28 protein-coding genes are annotated in these 26,469 nt (G+C 49.7%); 19 read left to right on the top strand and 9 right to left on the bottom strand.

Going from position 1 to position 26,469, the window contains the following annotated elements; all coding sequences use genetic code 11:
- Positions 1-214 precede the first annotated feature (214 nt).
- The 4 genes from ITJ88_RS01555 (at position 215) to chrA (ending at position 4,090) form a co-directional block, all read left to right on the top strand.
- Positions 215-616, top strand: coding sequence for a Rok-like winged helix domain-containing protein (locus tag ITJ88_RS01555; protein ID WP_029342544.1), 402 nt, complete (start codon positions 215-217; stop codon positions 614-616).
- A gap of 59 nt (positions 617-675) precedes the next feature.
- Positions 676-1,719 (top strand): glycosyltransferase family 4 protein, encoded by a 1,044-nt coding sequence (locus ITJ88_RS01560; RefSeq protein ID WP_058705407.1) that lies wholly within the window; start codon positions 676-678, stop codon positions 1,717-1,719.
- A gap of 63 nt (positions 1,720-1,782) precedes the next feature.
- On the top strand, positions 1,783-2,886 hold the full coding sequence (locus tag ITJ88_RS01565; RefSeq protein WP_195864492.1) for a DUF418 domain-containing protein: 1,104 nt from the start codon (positions 1,783-1,785) through the stop codon (positions 2,884-2,886).
- 52 nt (positions 2,887-2,938) lie between these two features.
- Positions 2,939-4,090 (top strand): chromate efflux transporter, encoded by a 1,152-nt coding sequence (gene chrA / locus ITJ88_RS01570; RefSeq protein WP_195864493.1) that lies wholly within the window; start codon positions 2,939-2,941, stop codon positions 4,088-4,090.
- Between the two features lie 54 nt (positions 4,091-4,144).
- On the opposite strand, the gene ITJ88_RS01575 is transcribed toward chrA, so the two are convergent.
- The 3 genes from ITJ88_RS01575 to ITJ88_RS01585 form a co-directional block, all read right to left on the bottom strand.
- Positions 4,145-4,561 (bottom strand): GNAT family N-acetyltransferase, encoded by a 417-nt coding sequence (locus ITJ88_RS01575; protein WP_195864494.1) that lies wholly within the window; start codon positions 4,559-4,561, stop codon positions 4,145-4,147.
- Positions 4,536-5,501 carry an LCP family protein gene (locus ITJ88_RS01580; protein ID WP_370567749.1) on the bottom strand — a complete coding sequence of 322 codons (966 nt, stop codon included), beginning with the start codon at positions 5,499-5,501 and terminating at the stop codon, positions 4,536-4,538. Before ITJ88_RS01580 ends, ITJ88_RS01575 begins: the two co-directional genes overlap by 26 nt.
- A gap of 135 nt (positions 5,502-5,636) precedes the next feature.
- A complete protein-coding gene (locus ITJ88_RS01585; RefSeq protein ID WP_195864496.1) occupies positions 5,637-6,278 on the bottom strand; it encodes a YigZ family protein in 642 nt (213 codons plus the stop codon).
- A gap of 111 nt (positions 6,279-6,389) precedes the next feature.
- Between ITJ88_RS01585 and ITJ88_RS01590 the strand changes: the two genes are divergently transcribed.
- From ITJ88_RS01590 to ITJ88_RS01650, 13 genes are all read left to right on the top strand, one after another.
- A complete protein-coding gene (locus ITJ88_RS01590) occupies positions 6,390-7,550 on the top strand; it encodes a sensor histidine kinase (RefSeq protein WP_230088503.1) in 1,161 nt (386 codons plus the stop codon).
- A complete protein-coding gene (locus ITJ88_RS01595; protein WP_029342537.1) occupies positions 7,547-8,239 on the top strand; it encodes a response regulator in 693 nt (230 codons plus the stop codon). The genes ITJ88_RS01590 and ITJ88_RS01595 overlap by 4 nt, the downstream gene beginning before the upstream one ends.
- A 134-nt stretch (positions 8,240-8,373) precedes the next feature.
- Positions 8,374-9,222, top strand: coding sequence for a DegV family protein (locus tag ITJ88_RS01600; RefSeq protein ID WP_047393177.1), 849 nt, complete (start codon positions 8,374-8,376; stop codon positions 9,220-9,222).
- Between the two features lie 229 nt (positions 9,223-9,451).
- Positions 9,452-10,660 carry a helicase-related protein gene (locus ITJ88_RS01605; RefSeq protein ID WP_195864497.1) on the top strand — a complete coding sequence of 403 codons (1,209 nt, stop codon included), beginning with the start codon at positions 9,452-9,454 and terminating at the stop codon, positions 10,658-10,660.
- Positions 10,661-10,893: 233 nt separating this feature from the next.
- Positions 10,894-11,298, top strand: a complete 405-nt coding sequence (locus tag ITJ88_RS16225) for a ComF family protein (RefSeq protein ID WP_230088504.1) — start codon at positions 10,894-10,896, stop codon at positions 11,296-11,298.
- A 459-nt stretch (positions 11,299-11,757) separates the two neighbouring features.
- Positions 11,758-12,006, top strand: a complete 249-nt coding sequence (gene flgM, locus ITJ88_RS01615) for a flagellar biosynthesis anti-sigma factor FlgM (RefSeq protein WP_047393186.1) — start codon at positions 11,758-11,760, stop codon at positions 12,004-12,006.
- Positions 12,007-12,102: 96 nt separating this feature from the next.
- Positions 12,103-12,510 (top strand): flagellar protein FlgN, encoded by a 408-nt coding sequence (locus ITJ88_RS01620; RefSeq protein WP_047393189.1) that lies wholly within the window; start codon positions 12,103-12,105, stop codon positions 12,508-12,510.
- A gap of 12 nt (positions 12,511-12,522) precedes the next feature.
- Positions 12,523-14,049 (top strand): flagellar hook-associated protein FlgK, encoded by a 1,527-nt coding sequence (gene flgK, locus ITJ88_RS01625; RefSeq protein ID WP_195864498.1) that lies wholly within the window; start codon positions 12,523-12,525, stop codon positions 14,047-14,049.
- A gap of 7 nt (positions 14,050-14,056) precedes the next feature.
- Entirely contained in the window at positions 14,057-14,995 is a 939-nt protein-coding gene (flgL, locus tag ITJ88_RS01630; RefSeq protein ID WP_195864499.1) for a flagellar hook-associated protein FlgL, read from the top strand.
- A 13-nt stretch (positions 14,996-15,008) separates the two neighbouring features.
- Positions 15,009-15,587: a DUF6470 family protein gene (locus ITJ88_RS01635; protein WP_058705008.1), complete on the top strand. Its 579-nt coding sequence runs from the start codon at positions 15,009-15,011 to the stop codon at positions 15,585-15,587.
- Between the two features lie 4 nt (positions 15,588-15,591).
- Positions 15,592-16,032, top strand: coding sequence for a flagellar assembly protein FliW (fliW, locus tag ITJ88_RS01640; protein ID WP_058705009.1), 441 nt, complete (start codon positions 15,592-15,594; stop codon positions 16,030-16,032).
- Entirely contained in the window at positions 16,032-16,256 is a 225-nt protein-coding gene (csrA, locus tag ITJ88_RS01645) for a carbon storage regulator CsrA (protein ID WP_029342527.1), read from the top strand. The genes fliW and csrA overlap by 1 nt, the downstream gene beginning before the upstream one ends.
- A gap of 194 nt (positions 16,257-16,450) precedes the next feature.
- Positions 16,451-17,275, top strand: a complete 825-nt coding sequence (locus tag ITJ88_RS01650; protein WP_195864500.1) for a squalene/phytoene synthase family protein — start codon at positions 16,451-16,453, stop codon at positions 17,273-17,275.
- A 50-nt stretch (positions 17,276-17,325) separates the two neighbouring features.
- Here the strand turns inward: ITJ88_RS01650 and ITJ88_RS01655 are convergent, their stop codons facing one another.
- The 5 genes from ITJ88_RS01655 to ITJ88_RS01675 all read right to left on the bottom strand — a co-directional run bounded on the left by ITJ88_RS01655 (position 17,326) and on the right by ITJ88_RS01675 (position 23,575).
- On the bottom strand, positions 17,326-17,493 hold the full coding sequence (locus ITJ88_RS01655) for a hypothetical protein (protein WP_156501817.1): 168 nt from the start codon (positions 17,491-17,493) through the stop codon (positions 17,326-17,328).
- A gap of 15 nt (positions 17,494-17,508) precedes the next feature.
- Positions 17,509-18,405: an alpha/beta hydrolase gene (locus tag ITJ88_RS01660; RefSeq protein ID WP_149427790.1), complete on the bottom strand. Its 897-nt coding sequence runs from the start codon at positions 18,403-18,405 to the stop codon at positions 17,509-17,511.
- A 23-nt stretch (positions 18,406-18,428) separates the two neighbouring features.
- Complete coding sequence (locus ITJ88_RS01665; RefSeq protein ID WP_035410093.1) at positions 18,429-19,310, bottom strand: YitT family protein; 882 nt, start codon at positions 19,308-19,310, stop codon at positions 18,429-18,431.
- A gap of 86 nt (positions 19,311-19,396) precedes the next feature.
- A complete protein-coding gene (locus tag ITJ88_RS01670; RefSeq protein ID WP_195864501.1) occupies positions 19,397-22,222 on the bottom strand; it encodes a sensor domain-containing protein in 2,826 nt (941 codons plus the stop codon).
- Between the two features lie 198 nt (positions 22,223-22,420).
- A complete protein-coding gene (locus tag ITJ88_RS01675; RefSeq protein ID WP_195864502.1) occupies positions 22,421-23,575 on the bottom strand; it encodes a hypothetical protein in 1,155 nt (384 codons plus the stop codon).
- Positions 23,576-23,705: 130 nt separating this feature from the next.
- On the opposite strand from ITJ88_RS01675, the gene ITJ88_RS01680 reads away from it, so the two are divergent.
- Complete coding sequence (locus tag ITJ88_RS01680) at positions 23,706-24,362, top strand: response regulator transcription factor (RefSeq protein WP_195864503.1); 657 nt, start codon at positions 23,706-23,708, stop codon at positions 24,360-24,362.
- Positions 24,359-25,624, top strand: a complete 1,266-nt coding sequence (locus ITJ88_RS01685) for a HAMP domain-containing sensor histidine kinase (protein ID WP_195864504.1) — start codon at positions 24,359-24,361, stop codon at positions 25,622-25,624. Before ITJ88_RS01680 ends, ITJ88_RS01685 begins: the two co-directional genes overlap by 4 nt.
- Before the next feature lie 258 nt (positions 25,625-25,882).
- Here the strand turns inward: ITJ88_RS01685 and ITJ88_RS01690 are convergent, their stop codons facing one another.
- Positions 25,883-26,386, bottom strand: coding sequence for a hypothetical protein (locus tag ITJ88_RS01690; RefSeq protein WP_023469278.1), 504 nt, complete (start codon positions 26,384-26,386; stop codon positions 25,883-25,885).
- Between the last annotated feature and the right edge of the window lie 83 nt (positions 26,387-26,469).

Here is a 26,469-nt window from a genome sequence, read left to right on the forward strand (position 1 = left end):
AAATGTCGAAATTATATGTTCCGTTTTCATTCCTTTCTGTTAATATGAGGTGTAGCCAATTTATCGGTAAGGATATGAAAATATTACAGGATAATTAAATAATTAAAGAAATTATATATTATCAAGACAAATTATAGTTTAAAATATTTCAAAATACATACAATTGAAACATGATTGAAACATTAATGTATAAAAAAGGAAAGAGGGGCAAGGAATGGGTAACAGTGAACATATCTACCGCGAACTAATGGAAATCGAAGAGGAGTACCGTCGTCTGCAACGACGTGCCGAGTATCTGATCTCGGAATTAAGCCGTGGAACGGGAGAACATTCGCAAGAAGTCGCCGTCACGCATGAGCGTCCGTTAAAACAACGTCGTGTCAACCAACGATACCCGCTAGAAGTCTACGTGCACCAAATCAGCGATTTGATGCGCGAGCGTGAATCGATGACAGCACGTGACATCCAAATGGAACTTGAATTGCGTTATCGTCATCAAATTAGTAACATCTACCAATTAATGGCGAAAGTCGAACAGGCAAACCCTGCCATCAAAAAAGTCGGGCGCGGTATCTATACATATGATCCAGCTGCTGAAGTACCGATCTTCATGTAAGAGCCGCTCGTCGGCTCTTTTTTTTTATGATATAATTCGCGCAGGAGCGTGATGTTACTATGTTATGGACTGCGTCCATCGTCTGTTTTATCGCCGCTTTACTGATCACACCCGTCGTGAAACGCTTTGCGATTGCAGTCGGTGCCGTTGACAGTCCAGACGCGCGAAAAGTACACGTCCGAATCATGCCGCGACTTGGCGGATTAGCGATCTATATCGCCTTCATGATCGGTTATTTCATCTTACAACCTTCGAGTCCGTACGCGACGCACATTTTAGTCGGTGGGTTCGTTATCATTTTGACCGGTGCACTGGATGATCGATTCCAACTCAATGCCCGTTTGAAGCTGATGGGGCAAATCGTTGCTGCCGTCATCGTCCTAAACGGTGGGATCCGGATCGAGTTCATCAATCTACCGTTCGACCAGCAGTTATATCTCGGATGGTGGAGTGTTCCGCTGACGTTCCTTTGGGTCATCGGGATCACGAATGCCGTCAACTTGATTGATGGACTAGACGGATTAGCAGCGGGTGTCTCGAGTATCGTCTTGTTGACATTGATCAGTCTTGCCGTCATTCAAGGAAACGTCTACGTGACGATCGTCGCGATTCTCTTATTGATGAGTACGTTCGGTTTTCTGTTTCATAACTTCTACCCAGCGAAGATTTTCATGGGTGATACCGGTGCCTTGTTCCTCGGCTATATGCTCGGTGTGTTATCGCTCCTTGGATTCAAGAACGTGACGTTGTTCTCGCTTGCCGTTCCGGTCATTTTGCTTGGGATCCCGATTTCCGACACGTTGTTTGCGATCGTTAGACGGGTATTGCAAGGAAAACCACCATTTGCGCCGGATAAGGCCCATCTGCATCACCGATTGCTTGATCTCGGCTTTACGATGCGCCAAGCCGTGCTCGTCATCTATGGACTCTGTGCCATCTTCGGCATGACGGCGATTCTGTTCTCGCAGACGAATTCGCTCGGTGCCCTCGTCTCACTCGTCATGTTATTGCTCGTTCTTGACATTCTCGTCGAGTCGCTCGGTTTGCTTGGCGAACGTTATCGACCATTGTTGAATTTGTTGGAACGTTTTACATCGAAATAACGTATATCAAAAAAGACCGCTCATCCGTGTGAGCGGTCTTTTTTCAGAAAGGGGAGTGTTGGAATGAATCAATCATTGAATCAACGCATCGTCTATTTGGATGTGTTGCGTGGTTTTGCATTATGCGGGATTTTATTCGTCAACATGCCGAGTTTTCTCGGTGATCGACCGAATGCGATGATGGGGGAGATGGATCAAGCGATTCGTCTCATTTTCGATCTCTTCATCCAGACGAAATTCTATACCCTGTTTAGTGTTCTATTTGGAGCCGGTTTTTATCTGTTCATCAATCGGTTGCGACAACGTGGTCTACCGATGACGATCTTCGCAAGGCGTCTCGGAATTCTGCTCATCATTGGTCTTTTGCATCTGCTCGTCTGGCAGGGAGATATCTTACATACGTATGCGTTGACGGGCTTCATTTTGTTATTGTTCGCTAAAACAAAGCCAATCACGAAGCTCTTGTTTGCGATAGCATTTCAAATCTATGCCATTTTTCTCTACCTGCTTATTTTCTTTGGGGCTCGTCAACTCGGCGACGCTCCCGTCGTCGAGCTGGATAAGACACTTCAGTCGTTCGTCGCATCGCGCGATCTTCTCGGATTTTTATCGCATCACGCGACAGTTCAATTGCCGGAAGCCCTCATGAATTCTGGTGTCATTTGGCCAGAAATTTTATCCCTGTTCTTGATCGGAGCGTATTTGATGGAACGCTTCAGCGCAACGCCTCCAACGAATCGTTTCCTGTGGTGGACGCTCGGGATTAGCTTATTACTGACACTTCCATCGTTCGCCGGAATCATGCAGGCGCATGCTGACGTACCAGACGGATCAATCAATCTATTTTACGTCTGGCTCTCAGGACGCACGCTTGCAATTACCTATGCTTGTGCCGTCGCGTTACTCGTTCGTGCTGGACGTATGCAATGGTTTGCTGGACTGGGGCGGATGGCATTGACGAATTATTTGATGCATACACTCGTCTTTACCGTATTTGTCTTTTTCAGTGGACAACATGGAACGACACCGTTATGGCAAGGACTGTTACTCGTTTTCCTGCTTTTGATCGCACAAGGGGTTGCATCAAACAGATATCTCCAGTCTCATCCACAAGGTCCCATGGAGAAATTGTGGCGAAAAGGGACTTATGGAAAGAAAAACCGTTGAAGTTCACAAGAACTTAACAAATGTTTTATATAATGAGAGATGGAGGTGAAGCATGCATCGTCTAATCGAAATCTTTCTTGTATCGTTCAAGCTCGGACTGACGTCGTTCGGAGGTCCGGTCGCCCATCTCGGGTATTTTTATGAAGAATATGTCAAACGGAAAAAATGGATTGATGAGAAAGCGTATGCTGACTTAGTTGCGCTCTGTCAATTCCTCCCGGGTCCCGCTTCGAGTCAGGTCGGAATGGGAATCGGTCTGATCCGTGGAGGAGTAGCAGGCGCGATCATTTCCTTCGTCGGCTTCACGTTACCGTCGAGTATCGCTTTGATTCTATTCGCGATTCTTGCGACACAATTCGATGTCGCGGAAGCCGGATTCATTCATGGCTTGAAACTCGTCGCTGTCGCGATCGTTGCTGACGCCGTCCTTGGCATGGGAATGAAACTTGCGACAGGCGTCAAACGGATGACGTTGATGCTACTAGCGCTAGCAGGGGTACTGTTGATCGCACATCCACTGGCGCAAGTCGGTGTCTTGTTGCTCGCAGGTCTTCTTGCGTTCTTCTGGTTCAAAGAAGAGACGGAGACGGGTGGATCCTTGTCGATTCGCGTACCACGTCTACTTAGCATCACAGCACTCGTCTTATTCTTCGTCTTACTTGCCGTCACACCGTTTCTCGCGCAATCTGCGACGGGAACCGTCCAACTGACGAGTATCATGTACAGTGCTGGTGCCCTTGTCTTTGGTGGCGGACATGTCGTCTTGCCATTCCTTGAGCAGACACTCGTACCTGGATTGATGAACACGGATACGTTCCTTGCTGGTTACGCTGCTGCACAGGCGGTACCGGGACCACTCTTTACGTTCGCGACGTATCTCGGTACGATCGTCTCTGGTGTATCCGGTGGTCTTCTTGCGACGCTCGCCATCTTCCTGCCAGGATTCCTACTCGTCATCGGTGTTTTACCGTACTGGGATCGTATTCGGAAGAATCAAGCAGTCGGACGCATGTTGATCGGCGTCAATGCTGCCGTCGTCGGTATCTTGCTTGCTGCTCTTTATGATCCAATCTTTACGTCAAGTATCAAGAGTGGTCTTGATTTCTTGATTGCCTTCGGTTTGTTCTGTTTACTTCGTTTTTATAAACAGTCGCCGTTACGAATCGTGTTAATCGGAGCCGCTCTCGGATTTCTTTTCTTCTAAACAACAAAGAAGCAGTAGACCCGGTGTCTACTGCTTCTTTGTTGTTCCTAAAAGTCAGGTGCGTGTTAAAAAGATAAGTTCGATCCCGCTACGCCACTCGCGCCGGACTTCCGTGAAGCCGAAACGAGTGTAGAGCGAAAGCGCTGGCAGATTACGTGCACCGGTCATGACGTGTCTTGTCTGATGTTGCTCCATCACGTGATGCAGCAAGGACTGTGCGATTCCTTGACGGAAGTATGGCGGATCCACGACGAGTCGAGTGATCGTCTCGTCATTAATCGTAACAGCACCAACAATGTCGTCATCAATGACGTAAACGAAACCGATTGGCGCTTCAACGTCAATCTCATCGATCGTTTCGCGTAAGGGCGGGAAATCAGTCGCATTGAGTAATGCGGCTTCTATCTGATAAGCGCGACGTTGTACTTCCAGTAGTGACGCATGATCAGTTGCTTGGAGTGAACGAATCATCTGCAGCCTCCGACGTGATGCTGTCTGTCGTCTCATCAATTGGCAAATTGAGTTGTTCCTTCAATGTCGTCTTCGCGTCAGCCAATGAAGTTTGATCAAGCTGGTAGTAATAGACCCCGTTAATTTTCGTGTCCGTTCCTTTAAGATCGATCCGGTTGATGGAACCGATTTTTTTGATGAACGGTTGCAGTTGGAACGCTTCCGTCAACGACATGTTCGTCCGGAAATTGTCTCCCGTCGCGTCCATCAGCGTATTTAGTTTGGTGATTGAACCGAACGATGTCGACTGATCAACGATGGCTTCGACAATCTGTTGTTGACGTTTTGTCCGACCAATATCTCCTTCAGGATCTTGATAACGCATTCGGGCATAGGCGAGTGCTTCCTCGCCGTTCAACGTCTGTGGACCCGGTTCCAATTTAACGCCATTGCGCTTATCGGATGAGTCGAGTGTATCGATCGGTAACTTGACGTCGACATCGATGCCGCCTAATGCGTCGACGATCGCGACGACACCATTGAAGTTGATCGATGCATAATAATCGATTGGAATATCGAGCAACGTCTCGACCGTTTCAATCGTTGAATCGATGCCACCAAAGGCATAAGAGTGATTGATTTTATCCTCGTAACCGACAGAAGGGATCTCGACGAGTGAATCACGGGGAATGCTGACCATATCAACGGTTTGATCGTCCTTGTTGAATGTCGCGACAATCATCGTATCAGCACGGGATGAGGTGTCGCCAGGTCGTTCATCCGTCCCGACGAGCAGAACGGAAAAGTGATCTTTCGTCAAATCAATGGCTGCTTCTCGTTTCTCGGACTTGTCACCGCGCGCTAAATCGACATTCGCATCATTTGCAGTCTGGAACGTCTTATACGCGACGTAAGCGAAGGTCGCACCTCCACCGACGAGCACGACCAGAAAACTGATCACGAACACCTTGAACCACGAACGTTTTTTCTTTATCTTTTTTTTATTACTGCGGGTTCGCTCTTCCACCTTTATTAACTCCTAACTTTAACTGAATTTTTAAAAAACTTTAAAATTCTTTACAATCAGTATAGCAGGTCAGGAAATAATGTCACGTTCGAGGTAACGAGTAGAGCCGCTTGACAAATTGGCTTGACCGTTCGTCATGTTCGTCATCCAGTCGAGAAAATCGGGGACATCGGCTGTCTTGACGAGGACGTCGATCTGGACTTGATCGAGGTAATGGATCTGATCAATCGGATGAACACTCGCTCGCAATTCGTTCTCGAGCTTTCCGAGCCATGTATAGTCGACATTGACGGAAACGACGGTATGTTCGATCCGTTCGACGACACCGACTGCGTTCAGTGCTTCAGAGACACTTGAACCATACGCGCGAATCAATCCACCACCACCGAGCTTGATGCCGCCGAAATACCGTGTCACGACGACGACCGTATCGCGCAAGTCACGCTTCTTCAAGACTTCAAGCATCGGAACACCAGCTGTTCCGCTTGGTTCACCGTCATCATTCGCTTTTTGGATCTCATTACGCTCACCGATGACGTAGGCGGAGCAGTTATGGTTCGCATCGTGATGTTTTTTTTTCAGCTCGGAAATGAACGTCTGGGCTTGTTCTTCCGTCGTTGCGCGAGCCAAATAAGTGATGAATCGAGACTTTTGGATAATGATTTCGTGGAAACCGTTTTCTTTTACTGTATAATAATTAGATAATGTCATAATCAAAAATGTCCTCCTCGTTAACTAGTTCTTTCTAGCATAACGACGTTCCAAGAGAGAGACAACCGTAGACGACTGGCAAGGAATGGAGGGAATACCATGACGAATGAGATGAGGGAGCGGCTATCCTTGAATGATATCGTACAGAACATCATCGGCGTCGTAGAAGAGAGTCGGGAAGAAATCGTCCGGATCACGGAAAGTTCTCGCGAACAATATGCCGAAATCCAGCAAGAACTGCGCGACCTGAAAATTCGGGTGCACGACTATATAAAAGAAGCAGAACGACTCGAACGCCATATCAAGGATGCAAAGGCGCGACTCGTCGTCGTCAGTAAGAACTTCGACAGCTACTCGGAACAGGATGTCCGGTCGGCCTATGAGACAGCGAACGCGTTGCAACTCGAATCGTTCATCAATCAACGAGATGAGATGAATTGCCGAAAGCGCCGCGATGAGCTCGAACGCCGATTGATTCAGCTCGATGAGACGATTGAACGGGCAGATCAATTGATTGGACGTGTCTCGGTCGTCCTCAACTTCTTGACGGACGATATGCAGATGATGAATGAAAAATATGAAAAGGCGATGCAAAAACAGGAGATGGGTCTAAAAGTCTTCCAGTCCGCCGAAAATGAACGCCGCCGCTTGTCGCGCGACATGCACGATGGTCCGGCGCAGACGCTTGCCCACGTCTTGATCCGGGCCGATTTGATTGAAAAGATTCACCAGCATAATGGGGCAGAGGCAGCTTTTGAAGAGATTCACCGTTTACGGACGTTGATTCGGGATGGGCTTGCCGATATCCGCCGTATCATATACGATTTACGTCCGATGACGCTTGACGATCTCGGATTCGTTCCGACGCTCGAACGTTATCTTCGCCATATTCAAGAAATTTCGAATATTCCGGTTCACTTCAATTATCTAGGAGGCGGTGAACGGATCGATTCGACGTATGAAGTTGCCGTCTTCCGAATCGTCCAAGAAGCCGTCCAAAATGCAGTTAAGCATTCCAAAGCGAGTGACATTCGTATTATCATAGAACAATATCAACATTCCGTACGAATCCATGTGAAGGATAATGGCGTTGGATTTGATTTCGATTCCATCGTCGCATCGTGCGACGAGTCATTCGGACTCGTTGGTATGCGTGAACGGATCGAATTGATCGATGGTGAATTCGATATCGAGACGCAGCCCGGAAAAGGTACGGTCATCAAGGTCAAGATTCCAATCGAGGAATCCGAAGCGAGAGGGGAAACACTGTGAACAACGAGCAAGTGAAAGTAGTCATCGTCGACGATCATCAGTTATTCCGCGAAGGTGTTAAACGAATTCTTGATTTCGAAGAAGAATTCGTCGTCGTAGCGGAAGGGGAAAGCGGAGCAGAAGTCATCTCGCTCGTCGAAACCCATCAACCGGATATCGTCTTAATGGATATCAACATGCCGCAAGTCAACGGTGTTGAAGCAACAAAACGTCTGATGGAAGTCTATCCGGACGTACGTGTCATCATCTTATCGATTCATGATGATGAGACGTATGTCATGCACGCCCTAGGTGCCGGCGCAGTCGGTTATCTCTTAAAGGAAATGGCGACGGACGAACTCGTCAATGCGATTCGTTCCGTGTACCGCGAAGGTGGATATGTCCACCCGAAAGTCACACCGAACTTATTGCAGGAATACCGTCGTTTGATGAAGATGAAACAAACGATGGCGTCACAACCTGTTGAAAAACGAGTCGCGGAAGCACCACTCCACGTCTTGACGCGTCGCGAATGTGAAGTCTTGCAATTGTTAGCGGACGGTTTCTCGAACCGTGCAATCAGCGATACGTTATACATCAGTGAAAAGACGGTCAAAAACCACGTTTCATCGATCCTCCGGAAGATGAATGTGCCGGACCGGACCGGTGCTGTCGTCGAATCCATCCGTCGTGGATGGGTCGTCGTTTAATATCTCGAAAGACAGGAGCTCCCGCTTCCGTCTTTCTTTTTTTATCCAGTAAAAAATGCTACACTTAAAAGCGATTGTGGCGTGTCACATTTGGCAGCGTCACGACGGAACTATAAAAGCGAGGAAATTCACGGATGAGCCAGATTGTGATCTTAACGGATAGCACAGCCTATCTGCCAACTACCTATTGTGAAGAACATCAAGTGCACGTCGCACCACTTAGTGTCATCTTCGACGGTGACGCCTACCGGGAAGGGTTTGATATCTCGGTAGCGGAATTTTATGAACGCATCCAGACGGGCAGTCTCCCAACGACCTCACAACCGAACATCGGTGATCTCGTGTCGTCGTTCGAGCAGTTGCCAGAAGGAACGGATATCATTGGTATTACACTATCAAGTGGGATCAGCGGAACGTACCAAGCGTTACATACGATCAACATGATGGTGGATCATGTCAACGTCCATCCAGTCGATTCACGTATTTCCTGTATGCCGCAAGCGTTTCTCGTCCAAGAAGCCGTTCGTTTGCGAGATGCAGGAGCGACGGCAGAGACGATCGTCCAGCGTCTTGAGACGTTAAAAGAACAGATTCGTGCTTATTTCGTCGTCGACGATCTCGAACACCTCCAGCGTGGAGGACGTTTAAGTGTCGCGCAAGCATTCGTCGGTTCGTTTCTGAAAATCAAGCCGGTCCTTCATTTCGTTGACGGAAAAATCGTTCCGTTTGAAAAGATTCGAACGTTTAAGCGGGCAGTCAATCGGATTGAGGAAATGATGAAGGAAGATATTCGCGGTGACGGTACCGGTTATGTCATCGGTGTCATCCATGCCGAGGATTCTGCGAAAGCAGAAGCAGAGATTGCTGAACTGAAGGCACTTTTCCCGCAGGCACGCATCGAGATGAGTGTTTTTGGACCCGTCATCGGTACACACCTCGGACCAGGGGCAATCGGTGTCACATGGTATCACGCAGCAGAATAAGATAAGAGCGAAAGCAGTAGGGATTCTCTTCATGAGGATACCTGCTGCTTTTGTTTTGTCAAAATCCTCAAAAATCATAGATGACTATATGGAAACGCTTGTTGAAACCGTACCGTATGACGTTACCTCGAATTCAGCGAGTCAAAAGCTCAAGTTGAGTAGTGGAACGCTCACAAGGAGATGACGGACGTCCGCGAGAAAGAGACGAAACAGAAAAGGAGAGATGACGATGGATCTTCGAGGACGACTCGTACCTGTTGAATGGATCGACACACCACAAGTGACATACCGATTCAGACCAGCTGTGACATGGCGTTGCCAACGATGTGGCGCGCTTCCAGTGCGAGGAGACTGTACATGTGGTAAAGCCTGTTATTATTGTCGGAAATGTCTTGCTTACGGCAAACTACGAAGCTGTGGACGACTCGTGACGGATCAGCGGGCACTTGATCCGGTGACACCGGCACAACATGGACCATTGACGTTGACGCCGGCACAACTACGTGTTGCTCAAGCGATCCAACGAACGGTTCTAACTAACAAGCGGCTTCTCGTCCATGCCGTATGTGGTGCCGGGAAGACACCGATGCTTTTCCCGGGAATCGCAGACGCTCTCGCTAGCGGACGTCGTGTCCTTGTCGCAGCACCACGGGCAGACGTCGTCCGGGAATTGACGGGACATTTGAAGCGGGCATTCGCTGACACTTCCATCGTCTCCTTGTACGGTGGTTCATCGGACCGTCTTGAACTGGGGGACATCACGGTCAGTACGACACATCAATTGATTCATTACCGGAATTGTTTTGACGTCGTCTTTTTAGATGAGGTCGATGCGTTTCCGTACCGGCTCGATCGGACGTTACATCGATACGTCAAGCACGCGATGACGAAAGATGCCGCGCTGATTTTATTGAGCGCCACCCCTTCGTTTTGGCATCGACGGTTTCCGACGGTTCGGCTGATGCGACGCTATCATGGTTATCCGTTACCGGTCCCAAAGCTCGTCGTACCGTATAGCGAACAGATCGTGTTCGATTGGTTGGCGCGTCATAGCACTGTACCCCGGCTCGTCTTCGTCTCACGGATCGCGGAGCTCGAGCGATGGCAAAACCGATTCGCGACAGCGGGCTATGACGTCGAGACCGTCCATGCTGCAGACTCGGAACGAGTCGAGAAGGTCCAGCGTTTTCGACAGTCGACAGGAATCTTACTGACGACGACGATTCTTGAGCGGGGTGTGACGATCGAAAACGTTCAAGTCGCGATTCTGGATGCGGATCAAGGATTCAGTACGGCAGCCCTGATTCAAATCAGCGGACGAGTCGGACGATCGGCGGCATACCCGGATGGTGACATTTTATTTTGCGCCAATGACCGGAGTGATGCGATGTACGAAGCGATCCATCACATCAAGAAAGCGAACGCTGTACGATCATGAATCGATGTCTATTCTGTCAAGAGGTCTATTTACCTAGTTGGGAACTCGGAAATCTCTGGACTAGGCAAGTGACCTGTCCGACCTGTAAAATAAAGTTTGTAAAAAGAGGGGAATGCGTCGATTGCGGAAAGCCGGGTCCAGTGTGCTGTTCAGACTGCGCAGAATGGCGAAGACAAGGGCTGACGCTCCAAACAGCACCTCTTTATCTATACAATGATGCAGCGAAGGAGTTCATGCATCGCTTCAAGTTTCTCGGTGATAGTGCGTTGCTTGAGATGTTTACCGATGACTTGAAGAAGGTAAAAATCAAGCAAGCAGTTCTTGTGCCGATTCCGTTAAGCGCGGAACGTCTCTCAGACCGCCGTTTCAATCAAGCGGAGCTGATCGCACGTCGGATGCGCGGAAAGATCGTTCCGTGTTTAAGTCGTTTGGATGGTCCAGAACAAAGTAAGGCAGGGCGACAAGCGCGACTTGCGCGTAGCAATCCGTTTTGCGTAACGAGTGACGTCAAAGGGAAGAACATCGTACTTGTCGATGATGTCTATACGACAGGTGCGACGCTTCGCCAAGCGATGTTTCGACTCAAGGAAGCGGGAGCAAAAGAAATTTCTGCTGTAACTTTATTTCGAAGTGTTTAAGAAAGCAACATTCCTGCCGATACTCTATGTGAGGTGAAGGAAATGGATGTCATCAATTGTAAATCTTGCGGGAAGTTAGTCGTGCGTCAATCTTCAGAACTGTGTATTGATTGCATACGAAAGGATCATACGGATTTTGAGAAGGTACGCGAATTTCTGCGAGAACGACGAAAAATCCGGACTTCACCTAAAGATGTCGAGATCGGAACGGGTGTTAGTCGAGATACCGTCTTCCGTTACATCAAGGAAGGGCGCTTATTGATCTCCGAGATTTCCCAAATGGAAATCATGTGTGAGAGTTGCGGGAAGCCCTCCCGTGAAGGCACGATTTGTGCCGCATGTCGTGATCGTTTACGACGTGACCTCGCCCAGGCGATGCTTGACTCTTCTGACTCTTCGAAACCAAGGACGTATCGGACTTGAACTAAGAATCTTGTAGTCTAGAAAGCAGGTGTTCACATGCGAATTGATTCTACGAAATGGGTGAACATGCCCAAAACGTACGAAAGAACTCAATCAGTAGAAGGAACAAAAAACCAACGTACGAATCGTCCGGACGAAGTCAGTATCTCTACAGAAGCGCGTGCGCGTTTCAACGAGACACAGTCGTCACGGACTGAAAAGATTGAATCCCTCAAACAGGCGATCCAGGATGGAACCTATAAACCGGATGCGAAAAAAATCGCGGAACGTTTCTTGAACCTGTAAGTTGGACATCGTAGACAATGGAGGCGACTCGGGGCACGGATGCGCGGGTCGTTTTTTATATGAATGGAACCTTTTCAATTCGGAAGGAGAAACCGAATGCAACTCATCAATCAACTCAACGAGGCGCATGCTCATTTACTTGCGCTCGCAGAAGAAAAGAAGCAGGTCTTGATTGCAAATGACATGCGTCGTTTATCTGAAATCGTTAAAGAAGAACCGGTACATATCAAGCGGATCGAAGCACTAGAACAAGAACGGCTCGCACTGATGGGGAGTGTGACGATGACGGAATGGATTGCGACGCATCCGGAAGATGTCGACTCACTCCGAACGTTGTTGCAGACGATCGGTCAATTGCGACAGCTCAACACACTAAACGCGGAGTTGCTAGAGCAATCCCTGCATTATTTGGATTGGCATCTCCAACTCTTGATTCCAGAAGCGGATGACTTCACATACGGACAGTCCGCACTAAACCAGACACACTTCAATCGAAACGCGTAAGGAGGAATACGGATGGGATCGACTTTCATGGGGCTTGAGACAGGACGTCGGGCATTAACGACGAACCAGTGGGCTCTGCAATCGACTGGAAATAACATTGCGAACGCCGGCACGGAAGGATTCTCTCGTCAGCGTCTCGTCATGGGAACAACGGAACAACTTTCGATTTCACTTGGATCTGGACGAAATGGACAAGTCGGAACCGGAGTCCGCGGAGAAATGCTCGAGCGAATTCGGGACGTCATGCTCGATAAGCAGTACCGGGATGAAGTGACGAAGGTGTCTTACTACGGTACGAAACAAGCGGCATTCGGACGGATGGAAGATATCATCAATGAACCGTCGGAAACGGGTCTTTCGAAAGCGTTCGACGGATTCTGGGAATCCTTGCAGACTTTATCGACGAATCCGCAAGATTCAGGTGCACGCAGTGTCGTTCGTCAAAAAGCGGAGACTCTCACGCAGACCTTCAATTACATGGCGAAAGCAATCAATCAAGTCAAAGCGGACTTGAAGAGTGAAGTTGAGGTCTCGACGAAAAAAGTCAACGACCTGTTAAAGAAAATCAATAACATCAACGTCGAGATTCATACGGTCGAACCGCTCGGTGCCCTTCCGAATGCGCTCTACGATGAACGTGATCGCTATTTGGATGAGCTTTCGCAATATGTTGACTTCGAGAAAGTATCCATCGACGCGCAGGCAATCGGGAGCGGAGATATGGGAAATGCGTTACGCAACGCAGAAGGACGGATTGATATTGAACTAAAGATGCCTGACGGAACGAAAATCAAGGCCGTTGATGGAAAAGCCTCGACAGCCGTGACGCTTCGTTTCACCGAAAATGCGGACGGAATCTACAATGGTCTTGAAGTGAACGGAGTAGCGCAGACACTTGATAAAACAAATGGTTTTACGACGGGTCGCTTATCCGGATTACTCGAGATGTATGGGCAAGAACGAAATGGTCAAGCCGTCGGGGAATATGTCAAGATGGAAAGTCAACTCGATGAGATGGCAAAGACATTCGCTGATGCGTTTAATATCGCCCACGCAAAGAACTCAAAAAAAGACGGCACAAATGGCACAAATGCTTTCTTCACGTCAACCAGTGTAGAAATCACGGCAGCAACGATCTCCGTCGGTTCAGAGATCAAGGCGAGTCTTGATAACATTGCGACGTCAACGGACGGCAACATCGGAGATAGCCAAGGGGCGTTGAATCTAGCGAAGATGAAGACAGCGAGCATCACGTTCGTGAAGTCGAACACGACGACGACAATCGGTTCGTTCTATCAGAACGTCATCGGCGACATGGCAGTCTCGACCGATCAGGTCGGACGCCTGGGTAAGAGTGCTGCTGTCTTGATGGAAAGTGCGGATCAGCGCCGGATGTCGATGTCTGCCGTCTCGATTGATGAAGAGATGACGATGATGATTCAGTATCAACACGCTTATAATGCAGCAGCACGAAATATTACGACCGTCGATGAAATGCTTGATAAAATCATCAACGGTATGGGACTCGTAGGACGGTGATGAATAGATGAGAGTAACACAAACGATGTTGACGAAAACGAATATCGGGCACTTATCCTCAAGCTATCAGCGCTTGAGCACGCTTCAGGAACAATTGATCAGCGGCAAGAAGATTCAGCGTCCGTCCGAAGATCCAGTCGTTGCGATGCAAGGCGTGCGTTACCGGACGGAAGTACGAGAAGTCGAACAGTTCAAGAAAAATGCCAGTGAAGCAACCGGCTGGATGGACTTGACGGATTCGGCCCTTAACGAGGTCACGTCAGCGATGAGTCGGATTCGTGAGTTGACGACGCAAGCGGCGACGGATACGTATGATGCGACACAACGTAAAGCAATCCAGAGTGAGGTCGGTCAATTGATTGAACACATCGGGACGCTCGCGAACACGAAATACAATGAAAAAGGAATTTTCAACGGAACGAAGACGGATACACCATTCGTCTCGATGGACGGATTGCGTAATTATTTGGCAAGTACAGCGGGACCGATCGAAGGCGTCTTCACGGATGGTGATCCAACAGGGAAAGAGACGGAAGCGATTCAGTATGAAGTCTCTTCCGGTATCGAGGTCCAAGTCAACATTTCACCACTCAGCGTCTTTGGACCGGGAACGTTCCAAACGTTGAAAACAGTCTATGACGCACTCGGGACGAACGCTGACAACAATGGAGCTACCTTATCCGGGATGTTAAAGGATATTGATGCGATGCTCAACGGAGCGGTCGAGACACGCGCTGATCTCGGGGCACGGGTCAACCGGATGGATTTGAACACATCACGTCTCGAGGACCAGGAAATCATCGCGAAGACGGTCATGTCGGATAACGAAGACATCGAGGCAGAAAAAGTCATTATGGAGCTGAAGTCATACGAGACGTTACACCGCGCAGCGCTCAGCGCCGGGGCACGAATCATTCAGCCGACATTACTCGATTTCCTACGATAAGGGGTGAAGGCAGATGAATCTTCCGCATCTTGAAATGCGTCAGACGGCGGCACGAATCGGAATGAACATCACGCGTCCGCAAATCGAGCAGAAGCAGACACCTGCCTCCCTATCGATCGAACAACCACGTGGGGAATTATCGATTGAAACCGTCGCGGCACGCCTTGAGATCGATTCGACGCAAGCCTGGATCGAGATGGGGCGCGTTCCTGCGCTTGAATCCGTTCGGCAGTATGCTACTTATGGACGACAAAAAGGACAGGAAGCTGTCGCAAAAGGAGCTTCCGAAGGCGATCAACTGATGCGGATCGAGCAGGGCGGGGGAACTGTCGCGCGAATTGCGAAAGCCAATGATACACCTCCTGCTGAAGTGACGACCCTCGGATTCATTCCGCGGAGCCTCGATCGAGTCAAGACGACCTATACACCGGCTGAGGTACGGTTAAGTTATACCGCGAATCGTCCGAAGATCGATGTCGAAACGCATCGACCGGAACTGACCGTAAAAGAAGGTCAGGTCGAGATTTATCTACAAGAACAAAATCAACTGAATATGTGGCCGGTTGGCGGCATATTCGATGGGGAAGGATAACGACATGCAGATCGAAACGGATTTTTTTGGAACCATTACGATTGACGAGACGGAAATCATCACCTTCGCGTCTGAATTACCAGGTTTTCCGGAAGCAAAACGCTTCATCTTGCTCCCGTTCGGAGAAGGCGTCCCGTTCTGGTCGTTTCAATCGATTGATCAGCCGGAGTGTGCCTTCGTCGTGACGAACCCGTTCTGGATTGATCCGGAATATGTTTTCGAGTTACCAGAGGCAGCAAAAGAGCAACTCGGAATCGAGGATACGGCGCAAGTCGCTGTCTACACGACGGTCACATTACGGGATCCGTTCACGACGTCGACGACGAACTTACGAGCACCTTTCGTCATGGAGACGAAACAACGGCTCGCGAAACAAATCATCCTGGACGATACATACGCGAATCGTCATCTGATTGGTAGTCTGACGGAAGTAGGTGGTCGCTGATGCTCGTACTGAAACGAAAGACGGGAGAAGCGATTCAAATCGGTGACGACATCGAACTGACGATTCTTGCAATCGAAGGCGATCAAATCAAGATTGGTATCAAGGCGCCACGGCAAGTCGATATCCACCGGAAGGAAGTCTACTTGTCGATCCAAGAAGAGAACACGGAAGCGTCCCGTAGTACTGGATTGATTGGACAACTCTTGAAACAACAGGAAAAATGATTCCATTTGAATGTCATCGGAACGTATCTTTTTAACGAACGAGGCACTTCAAACGAGGACGAAAAGACTCCCTTTGCCCGAATGTGCTGCAAAGGGAGTCTTTCTTATCATGAAACAAATGCTGAAACGCGTTGAATCGTGTATAGTAATGAAGAGAAAAGAAACCTTTTGAGCCAAAGAGGGAGTTGTCAGGAATGAATGAGACGAAGCAGCTGAAAAAAGACGCGAACCGTGTATTAAAAGCGACGAGTCGCACCTTCTATATCCCGATTAGTCGACTATCGCAAGACTTACAGGAAGCGGTCGGTGCTGCTTATCTATGCATGCGTGCCATCGATGAGATTGAAGACCATGAGGACTTGGCGACGGACGTCAAGACGATGTTGCTTCGCGAGACGGCGTTATTGATGCGGGGCACGTTCTCCGCTACGACCTATCTCGAGTTGATTGCGCCTTACACGGCGTATCTCCCTGAAGTGACACTCCGTCTACCGGAGTGGATCGCCTATTGTCCGGCCGCGATTCGTCCGAAGGTCCTCGATTCGACGGCGGAGATGGCAGAAGGGATGGCGGTCTGGGCAGAGCGTGACTGGACGGTCGAGACGGAAGCGGATCTTGACGAGTATACGTATTATGTCGCCGGACTCGTCGGTGTCATGTTATCCGACATTTGGTACTGGAAGGCTGGTATCGTCACTGATAAACAGCAAGCGATCGGATTTGGTCGTGGTTTACAAGCCGTCAACATCCTGCGTAACCAACAGGAGGATGCGGAGCGTGGTGTCGGTTACTTCCCACCTGGTTGGACGACGGATACGATGTTTGCTTATGCGCGTGAGAATCTCGCAGAAGCCGATGCCTACCTTGCGTCCATTCCAAAGGAAACGACGATTTATGAATTCTGTCACATTCCACTTGCACTCGCACATGGAACGCTGGATGCCCTTGCAAAAGGGAAAGAGAAACTTAGTCGTCCGGAAGTCTTGAAGATTGTCGGCGCTGCCGTACTAAAACGATAAGCACACACAACAGCCGCTCGTTTCCATCAAGGAAGCGGGCGGCTGTTCGTTTAACGTAATAAGTAAAGGGCTAGTCCGATCAGGGCGGAACCCGTCCAAATCAAGGCGATCGTTCGTCCGTACGGCAAACGATAGCCGGCACGGCGGGAGACGAGCAGTCCGATCGTCATGACTGTCAGTGCGACGAAAAAGGTCAGGAACAACGATAACTGTTGCATGTCAATCTCCTTTCATCAATGCAGATCTGACAAGTACGTCATGACTTTCTCTTCATACGCTTTTCGGTCGTGCGCATACGACTGGACGTGCCCACCGTTTTCCGTCACATAGAGCTCGGAGCGCGGCGCCGCCTTTTGAATTTTCATGCTTTCCGTGACCGGAATCGCATCGTCGTCTTTCCCGTGGATTAACAGGATTGGATACTCAATCCGTCGAACCGCTTCAATCGGTTTCACCCGTTCTGGATTGAGACCCGTCAGAGGTGGCGTGATCTCCAGAATGATCGGGGTGAACGGGAAGTTCGGTAATCCGCTCCAGACAGGCAGGTTCGTTGCGAGATAGTTCTCGAGATCGCTAAACGGGCTGTCGGCGATGACACCGACGACGTCCGCCTTTGGAGCGGTCACGAGTGATGTTGCAGCGCCCATCGAGATACCGTAGAGGACGACTGGTTTTGAAGACCGTGACTTCGCGTAGCGAACGGCCGTCAGCAAATCATCTTGTTCCTTTGCACCGACTGTGACACGTTTTCCGTCCGATTCACCGGACCCGCGGAAATCAAACGTCAGGACGTTATAGCCCGCGTCGTGGAACTTCTTGAATAACGGGAAGATCGGAACATCTTCTTGTTCCCGGTTCTTGCCGTAACCGTGGGCGAAGACGACCGTCAGTTTTGCGTCCTCGCTAGGCATCCACCAGCCAGACAAACGTGTCCGGTCTTTATAGGAGCGGAAGGTGACGTCTTCATAGTCGAGTCCTTCCGCTTTTTTTGGTGTTGTCGTCAAGGCTTCCCGTTCCGGTTGCGTCAACGAGGAGCCGACATAACCGGAAATCCCGATGACGACGATGACAGCAAGCGTCACGATGACGATCACGCCACCGATGATTTTCTTACGATGTTTTTTCCACACCCGTGTTCCTTCCTTTCGTTCGGTTAATGGATATCTTTTTTCTTGAAGCGACCGCCATGGACATCATGGATATTGCCGATCGCAATGAAGGCTTGTTCATCGAAGTCACGGACGATGTCTTTGAGTTTTGATTCCTCGAGGCGACTGATGACGCAAAAGATGACTTTTTTACCGTCGCCGGTGAAGGCACCTTCTCCGTTTAAGTACGTCATGCTTCGACCGAGTCGATCCATGATTGCAAGACCGATCTCTTCGTAATTCTCCGAAATGATCCAGACACTCTTCGACTGATCGAGTCCATCGATGACGACATCAATCGTCTTGAAGGCAACGAAATAGGTGATCAACGAGTACATCGCCCGGTCCCAACCGAAGACGAAGCCAGCGGCGCCGAGGATGAAGACGTTGAAGAACATGACGATCTCGCCGACTGAAAACGGCGTCGAGCGGCTGAAGGAGACAGCAAGAATCTCGGTTCCGTCGAGTGATCCACTCGAGCGAATGACGATGCCAACGCCGATTCCAAGAATCAAGCCACCGAAGACGGTCGCGAGCAAATCCACGCTCGTCAGCGGACCGATGTGTTCGAGGAGTTTCGTTGCGATCGCCATGACGAAGATGGCGTATAACGTCGACAGGGCGAACGTCTTTCCGATTTGTTTGTAGCCAAAGAAGATGAATGGAATGTTCAAGAAGAACAACCATAAGGCGAGCGTCGTATCGGTCACTTTTGAACCGATGATCGAGATTCCGACGATTCCGCCATCGATGATGTTATTTGGAACAAGGAATCCTTTTAGTCCAAGCGCGAAGATGATGGCACCGATCGTCAGCATTAATAATCGTCGGAAAAGCTGACCTTTCGTAGAGCGGCGATGATGTTTCGTAGGTAGTGGTGACTGCATGCCATTCCTCCCTTCTGAAGTAAAACGCTTTACGATTACTATAACAAAAAAGCACGAAGACGTGTGTGAACGTCTTCGTGGAGAGGTCAAGGGCGATAGCGTAACGACTGGAAGAAGCGCATGATCTGTTCCGCTTCTGTCGGATTCGTGTATTCGCCGATATATTGTTCATCTTCCTGTCCGGTGATCGTCACCGTACACGTGACGAGTTGTAATCCTTCACTTAAGCGAATCTCAAACGTCGCATCCGACAACGGTAACGGTGTCTTCGTTGAAAAGTAGAGCGCCCGCGTACTCGTCTGATGGGCTTCGATGTCCGAAAAAGGCAGTTCGAACGGGCGTTCATGATGCGTTAACATGCGAACCTTTCCTGAGACAGAGAAGCGAGGAACCGTATCGCTCGACAAGGAACAGGCTTCGATCGGATACAAGATCTCGCGCAGGAGGAACGATTCCATGACGTCCGCTGGAACCGGGCGACTAAACAGGTAGCCTTGGATACTCGGACAATTGAGCGTTCGGAACGTATCGAGCTGACGAAGCGTCTCGATGCCTTCTGCGACGACCGTTAGATTGAACTCACCTGCCATGTAGAGAATGCTTTTGACGATCGCTTGGGCTTTGGCGTCATCCGTGATGTGGGTCGCGAACTGTCGGTCAATCTTGATGACGTTGATCGGATACCGTTGCAGATAGACCATCGAGGAGTAGCCTTTCCCGAAGTCGTCAAGTGCGATTCGAACACCGATCCGACTGACGTATTCAAGTGTCCGACTCGTCATCGGGTCATCCATGATCAAGGCCGCTTCCGTGATTTCGAGTTCGAGTAATTCAGGTGCAAGCTGATACGTTGAGAGCATCCGCTCGATATGATGTTCAAAACCAGGAATCAAGAATCGTTTTGGTGAGACGTTGACGGAAATCGGAACGAGCTCTGCGCCTGTTGCTTTCCAGTGCTGCATCGAACGACACGCCGTCTCGACGACCCAGTCCCCGATTGCGACATGTAAGGCACTCTCTTCAGCAAGCGGAATGAAATCATTTGGTGGAATCCGTCCCCATTCCGGGTGTTGCCAGCGAATCAATGCCTCGAGACCGACGATTTTTCCGGTCCAGCTATCGACTTTCGGCTGATATTCGAGGAACAGTTGATTGCGCTCGATCGCATAATGCAAGTCCTGCTCAAGACGATAGCGTCGGTAGTAATCGATATCAAGATTCGATGCGTAGTGGTGCATCGTGCTGTGGTTTTCACGACGTGAGCGACGTAAGGCAGTGTAGGAATGCTTCAATAATTCGACAGCGTCCGTACTGTCTTCCGGATACCGGCTGACCCCGACCGAGATTCGCGCGAACAAGGCATACGGTTCGATCGAGATCGGTGTTTCTGATAAGTCGAGTAGTGCCTCAGCACATGTCGTCACGTCCTGTTTATAGCTCGTCGGTACGAGCAAGGCGTACTCATCGCCACCAAGGTGCCCGAGAAACGTCTCGTCCGGTTTTGTTTGTTGTAATAAGGCTGCCGTTCCTTGTAGCCACTGGTCACCGGAACCGTGTCCGAAGGCGTTGTTGATCTCAGCGATCCGGTTGAAGGAGACAGTGAGAACGAAGAACGATTGATTCTTTTCTTGCCATGCGTCGATCGTTTCGATGAGTGCCTGCCGGTTCGGCAGATGTGTCACGGCGTCACGCAAAGCAAGCTGGCGTAATTGTTCTTCGTACGCTTTTTGAAGCGTGATGTCATGCATGATGCTATTCGTGTAAGCAATCGTGCCGTCCAGTTGGAAGACCGGGATCTGTTGGTCCTCGATCCATTTGACGCGACCATCCGGGAAGTGAAGGCGGTACTGGATCGTGCCAGCCTGACCGTCGACCAACCGTCTAATGAACTGTTTCATCGCCGCGTGATCGCGGACGTCCAACCGCTCGAACAACCACTCACGACTGAGAATTAAATCCTTCGGTAATTCTTCAAAGATGTGCAGAAACCCTTGAGAGTGAAACAGGATTCGTCCTGAGAACAAGTCGATTTGTGAGATCGCGGCATTAACGGCTTCATAGATTTCACGTGCCTGTGCCCGTTCGGTGACAAGTTGACGTCGTGCTTCGTCGACTTCCGATAAATCATAGAGGACGACCGATAGATGATCTGGATGATGTGGACGGTGGAATGCTTTCAAACGCAACAGCTGATAGGTATCATCAGCGGTCAGCAGGGAGACTTCCATTTCAAAACGTTCCTTTTCACCTGCAATCAAACGTTCCATCTCGAACCGGAGCGGATCGAAGTCACGTGGATGAATCCGACTAAATAACTGTTCTTGGTCGAGCGTCGTCGCGTCGACTTCTGAAAGACCTAAAAAATGCAGTAAGGCAGGGGAGAATTCAATCGTTTGCTTTTGAACATCGAAGTGAAAGACGACGAGTTCCGGAATCTGTTCCGTCAGTTCAAGTTGAGAACGAATCGACGAGACATCTTCTTCGAGTTGTTTCTCACGTGTGATATCGCGCGCAACTCCGTAGACACCGATGACTTGTCCGTCTTGTTCAACCGGCATGTTCGTAATCTTCAATGTGACCCGGTGTTGGTCAGCATGAAGTCCTTGCGCCGTATAATGAACGGTCTCACCGCTTAAGGCACGCGTGAAAAAGGCAGTCACCGCTTCAATCTGATCTGGCGGATTGAACACGGCGAAATGCTCATAGAGCGTCTCAGCGGAATAGCCGAGCATGTCTGGTAACTGTTCATTGAAATAGATGATCGTTCCAGAGGCATCGAATAAAAAGATTGCATCTGTCTGTTGCTGAAAGAAGGCTTCCGCCGTTTCCGGACGGGACACTTCCAGTCCACCGATATAGAGTGGGGCTGTGTCGGATTGACGAATCCGATTCATCGCTTCATGAAAAGCCATCCACGTCACCTCCTTGCAATACTAGCGTTCTCTTTACTAGTATCGGGTGTAGGAAATGGAAATTGCAACCTTCGTTCAAGGAATAGACTTATTTTTCAAAAAAGTAAACCAGTATATAAAAATCATGATTAAAAGACATCTGTCCTAAATCGAACACAAAAAAGCCGAAACTCTCATGAAAGAGCTTCGGTTTCATCCTTAAATCGCTAAATCGACGGACGTATCACTGGCATTGGGATCCGTATCCGTTCCTTGGTCCGGTGCGCCCGGCATGTCACCGTCCGGACCAGGTCCGTGTCCGCGACCATGACCACCATCGCGTGCTGGACCTTTCTTGAGATCAGCGTAGCTTGAAGCTTCATCCGCGCGGGACTGGATGTGTTCCTTGATCTGCTTCGCTTGTTTTTCTGTCAGCTTACCATCTTTGACTTGTTGATCAATCGCAGCAGTTTGTGCTGTCAGGACGGCTTTCTCGAAATCGGCATAAGCGATCTTGTTCGCTTCTGCGAACTCAGGCAGGGATTGCTCTGCAGCTTCGAATTTCGCTTCATCGAGTCCAAGTGCTTTTAAAATCGCGGATGTCGAATCACCGAAGACACCACCCGGTCCATGGTCACCACGCTTGCCGTGTTCGCCGCGATCCGGAAGATTGTCGTAGCTCTTCGCGTCCTTATATTCTTCGGTCAGACGAGACTTGATTTCCGTTGCTTGCTTTTTCGTCATCTTCCCGTCTTTGACGAGTTGATTAAGTTCGCTTGTTTGCGCCGCAAGCAATGCTTTTTTATAGTCGGCGAACTTGATCGACTGTGCCTTCGCATAAGCAGCAAGCGATTGATTCGCTGCATCGAACTTCGACTGGCTCAGTCCGAGTGCCTTCAGAACGTCAGCAATCAATGATTCATTGAAGAAACCTGGTCCACCGTGGCGACCCATCGGCATCTTGTCTTTGAGTTCAGCGTAGCTCTTAACGTTACTGAACCGTTCCGTTTGGCGCTTCAACATGTCGTCTGCTTGCGTTTGCGTTAAGTCGCCTGATTTGACGAGACTTGCGAGTTGTTCCTTCGCTGCTGCGAGTTCTGCCTTCTTGTAATCAGCGAACGAGATCCCTTTTGCTTTTGCGAGATCAGCGATCGATTGTCCTTTCTCCCGGGCAGCATCTGCCTCGGCTTGTGTCAGGTTCAATTTTTTCAAGAGTAACGTCATGTCGTGCTTTTTCATACCTTCGAAGTGGTGCCCGTGTTTCGCTTGTTTTGTTGTGTTCGAGTCGTCGTTCGTCGCAGCGTATGCTGATGCGCCTCCGACTGTTAATGCGCTAATTGTCAATGCAGTGATCCATTGTTTTTTGAATGTCATGGGTTGATCACTCCTTTCACCTTTTATGGTAGAGGGTGACGAAAGAGAAGTTGTGAGGAAGTTGCAAAGAAACTGCGAAGAAAGGCAAATGTAGGCAAAAAGGCGCTACACTAAGAGTGGAGGGATGACCATGAACGTACTATTGATTGAAGATGAACAAAAATTAGCGCAGGTGACGGCACGTTTCCTCCGGCACCATGCGTATGAGGTGACGATTGCCGGTTCATTAGCAGAGGCGAAACAGTGCCTGACGAGGGCATTTGATGCCGTTTTGATCGACGTCCGCTTACCGGACGGAGACGGTTGGTCACTTGTACCAAGTATCAAATCACAAGTTCAGCCGCCGGTCGTCTTCATGATGACGTCGCGCGGCGAGGCCGATGATCGCGTCTTCGGACTTGAACTCGGTGCCGATGACTATCTCGTCAAACCAGTCGTCCTGAAGGAGTTGACGATTCGGCTTGAACGGGCATTAAAAGTCCGTCCGGTCGCTCGCCATACGTTCGGTGACTTGACGATCGATGAAAAGGGACGCCAAGTCAAAGCGGGAGAGCAGGCGGTCAATCTCGCAAAGATGGAATTCGAACTGTTGCTCTATTTCATTGAACATCTTGGTGAGGCACTCAGTCGGGATCAGATTCTCGACGACGTCTGGGGCTATGCATTCGGTGGTGATACACGGACCGTCGACACGCACGTCAAACAATTGCGGGATAAGTTACCCGTCATTAAACAACAGTTGAAGACGGTCCACCGGGTCGGCTATCGATTGGAGGCGATTGAATGAAACGACGTCCTTTGATGCGGAAGTTCTTATACGCTGTCGTCGGTCCCTTGCTGGTGATGGGGATTCTCAGTTTCGTCTTGACGGCGTTTCTCGTCAATCGGTTCGCAGAAAATGAACGGTACGATCAACTTGCCCGGGAAGCGAACATCATTAAACAAGCGATTGAAGCCGACACGCCGATACCGCGTGACATCCAAGGATTTTTGACGACCGACGGGTTGACGCAACGGATCGGGGCGCGCGGACCGGCGGGGCGGTTGCCACTTCTTGATAATCTCAAGAAGGAAGATGTCATTGAAGTGCAAGACGAACGGTTGCTGACGTATCAGTTGACGGTTGACGGAACGCGCATCACGACGGTCCGGCAAGCACCACTAGCGAGTAGTGCCCTGAGTGGTGTTTATCTCGCGATCGGACTCGCGTTACTCGTGACCCTATTACTCGCATCGTTACTCGCTTACTATATGGGACGACACCTGACACGACCGATCGTCACGCTTCGATCCGTTGCTCAAAAGATTGGTGCTGGCGAAACGGACGTCGTCCTGCCGGCGCGACCGAAGGATGAAGTCGGGGAGTTGATTGACGCGGTCGACGAGATGCAGACGCAACTCAAGCAGAAGGATCATCTACAGAAGACGTTCATTGCCGGCATCACCCATGACTTGCGGACGCCGCTCGCGATTATTCGAAACGAGACCGAAGCACTTGCGGCAGGTGTCATTCCCGTCGCTGAACTGCCCGACGTGACGACGAGTATCATCGAGGAGACGGATCGACTCGGTCATCTGATTGATGAGACGTTGCTTTATTCGAAGCTTGCCGGTGGACGGATGCCGCTTGAAAAAACGGATGTGGCACTCGATGAACTCGTGCTTGCGACAGTTGAACGCCTGCGCGGGACGTTCACACAAGCAGGACTGACGTTGGCGACGGAGCTACAACCGGTTAGGCAGTCCCTTGATCCACGCATGTTCGAACGTGTCTTGATCAACTTTCTGATGAACGCCCGTTTCGCTTCACCCGTCGGCGGGGCGGTCACGGTTCGCTTAACGCATGACGAATTGACGGTCGAGGATGAAGGAGCGGGAGTCCGAGCAGAAGACCGGGCGACGATCTGGGATGTCTACGTCAAACAAGAAGGCAGTGCCGGGCATGGACTCGGTCTTGCGATCAGTCGGATGATTCTCGATAGTCATCAATTCGATTATGGTGTTCGCGACCGAAGTGGTGGGGGAGCAGTGTTCTACGTTCGGTTTTGATGGCATAGAATGGTAGAGGATTCTGACGAACGATTCCGTCATCCTTGTTTTCCGCAGGCGGGAGTAAGCCGTGGCATCTTGCACTCCGTGCCATCTGCCGGGTCTGACTAATCCCTGACGAAAGTGCTATTGGCACTTTCTTTTCCTGTAGGAGTCGCGGATAAGCTACTTCGTTCTGGAATAGGTACACGAAAAAGGAGAACAGTTTCCGTATCACACAGAAACTGTTCTCCTATTAATGTTGGTAGAATTTAAAAATCATTCGCCTTCGTTCGCATGAACAAGACTTGGTTTGACGAGCGTATAGAACTCATCGCTCATCCCGACACGGCTACCCATCTGGCACGCGAGTTCGAGTGTTTCTTTATAGAAGTTCGCGACGAGATCGTGATTCTTGATGTGCTCATCTTGCATCGCCTTTTTGACCCCAAGGACGACCTTGTCGATTTGCTCATCGGCATCATTACGGACCGGGACGACGTTTTCCGGAAGATCGACTTCCTTATCATGACCGTTGAAGCGGAACGAGGCCCCGAATCCGAGGTGCTCGAGGAAGAAGTGTGGTAACAGTTTACTCGCGAAGAACTGATGCCATTCCGTCTCTTTCATCGCTTCCATGTCACGCTTGAATGACGTCGTTGCGAGTGCATAACGATCGTGTGTATCCTTCATGAACTTCTCGAGGATCGGAACCTGCATTGCAAACGCATTCTTGAGCAAGTTATCGAGCTGTTCTTGCGTTAATTGTTCTTGTTCAGTCATCGCTTTAACCCCATTTCGTTTCGTTATCCCTATCGTAAGAAATTTAGACAATTCCGTCAAATCTTTTTCGAGAATAGAGTTTA

The organism is Exiguobacterium abrahamii (assembly GCF_015645365.1).
Classification (GTDB): Bacteria; Bacillota; Bacilli; order Exiguobacteriales; family Exiguobacteriaceae; genus Exiguobacterium_A; species Exiguobacterium_A abrahamii.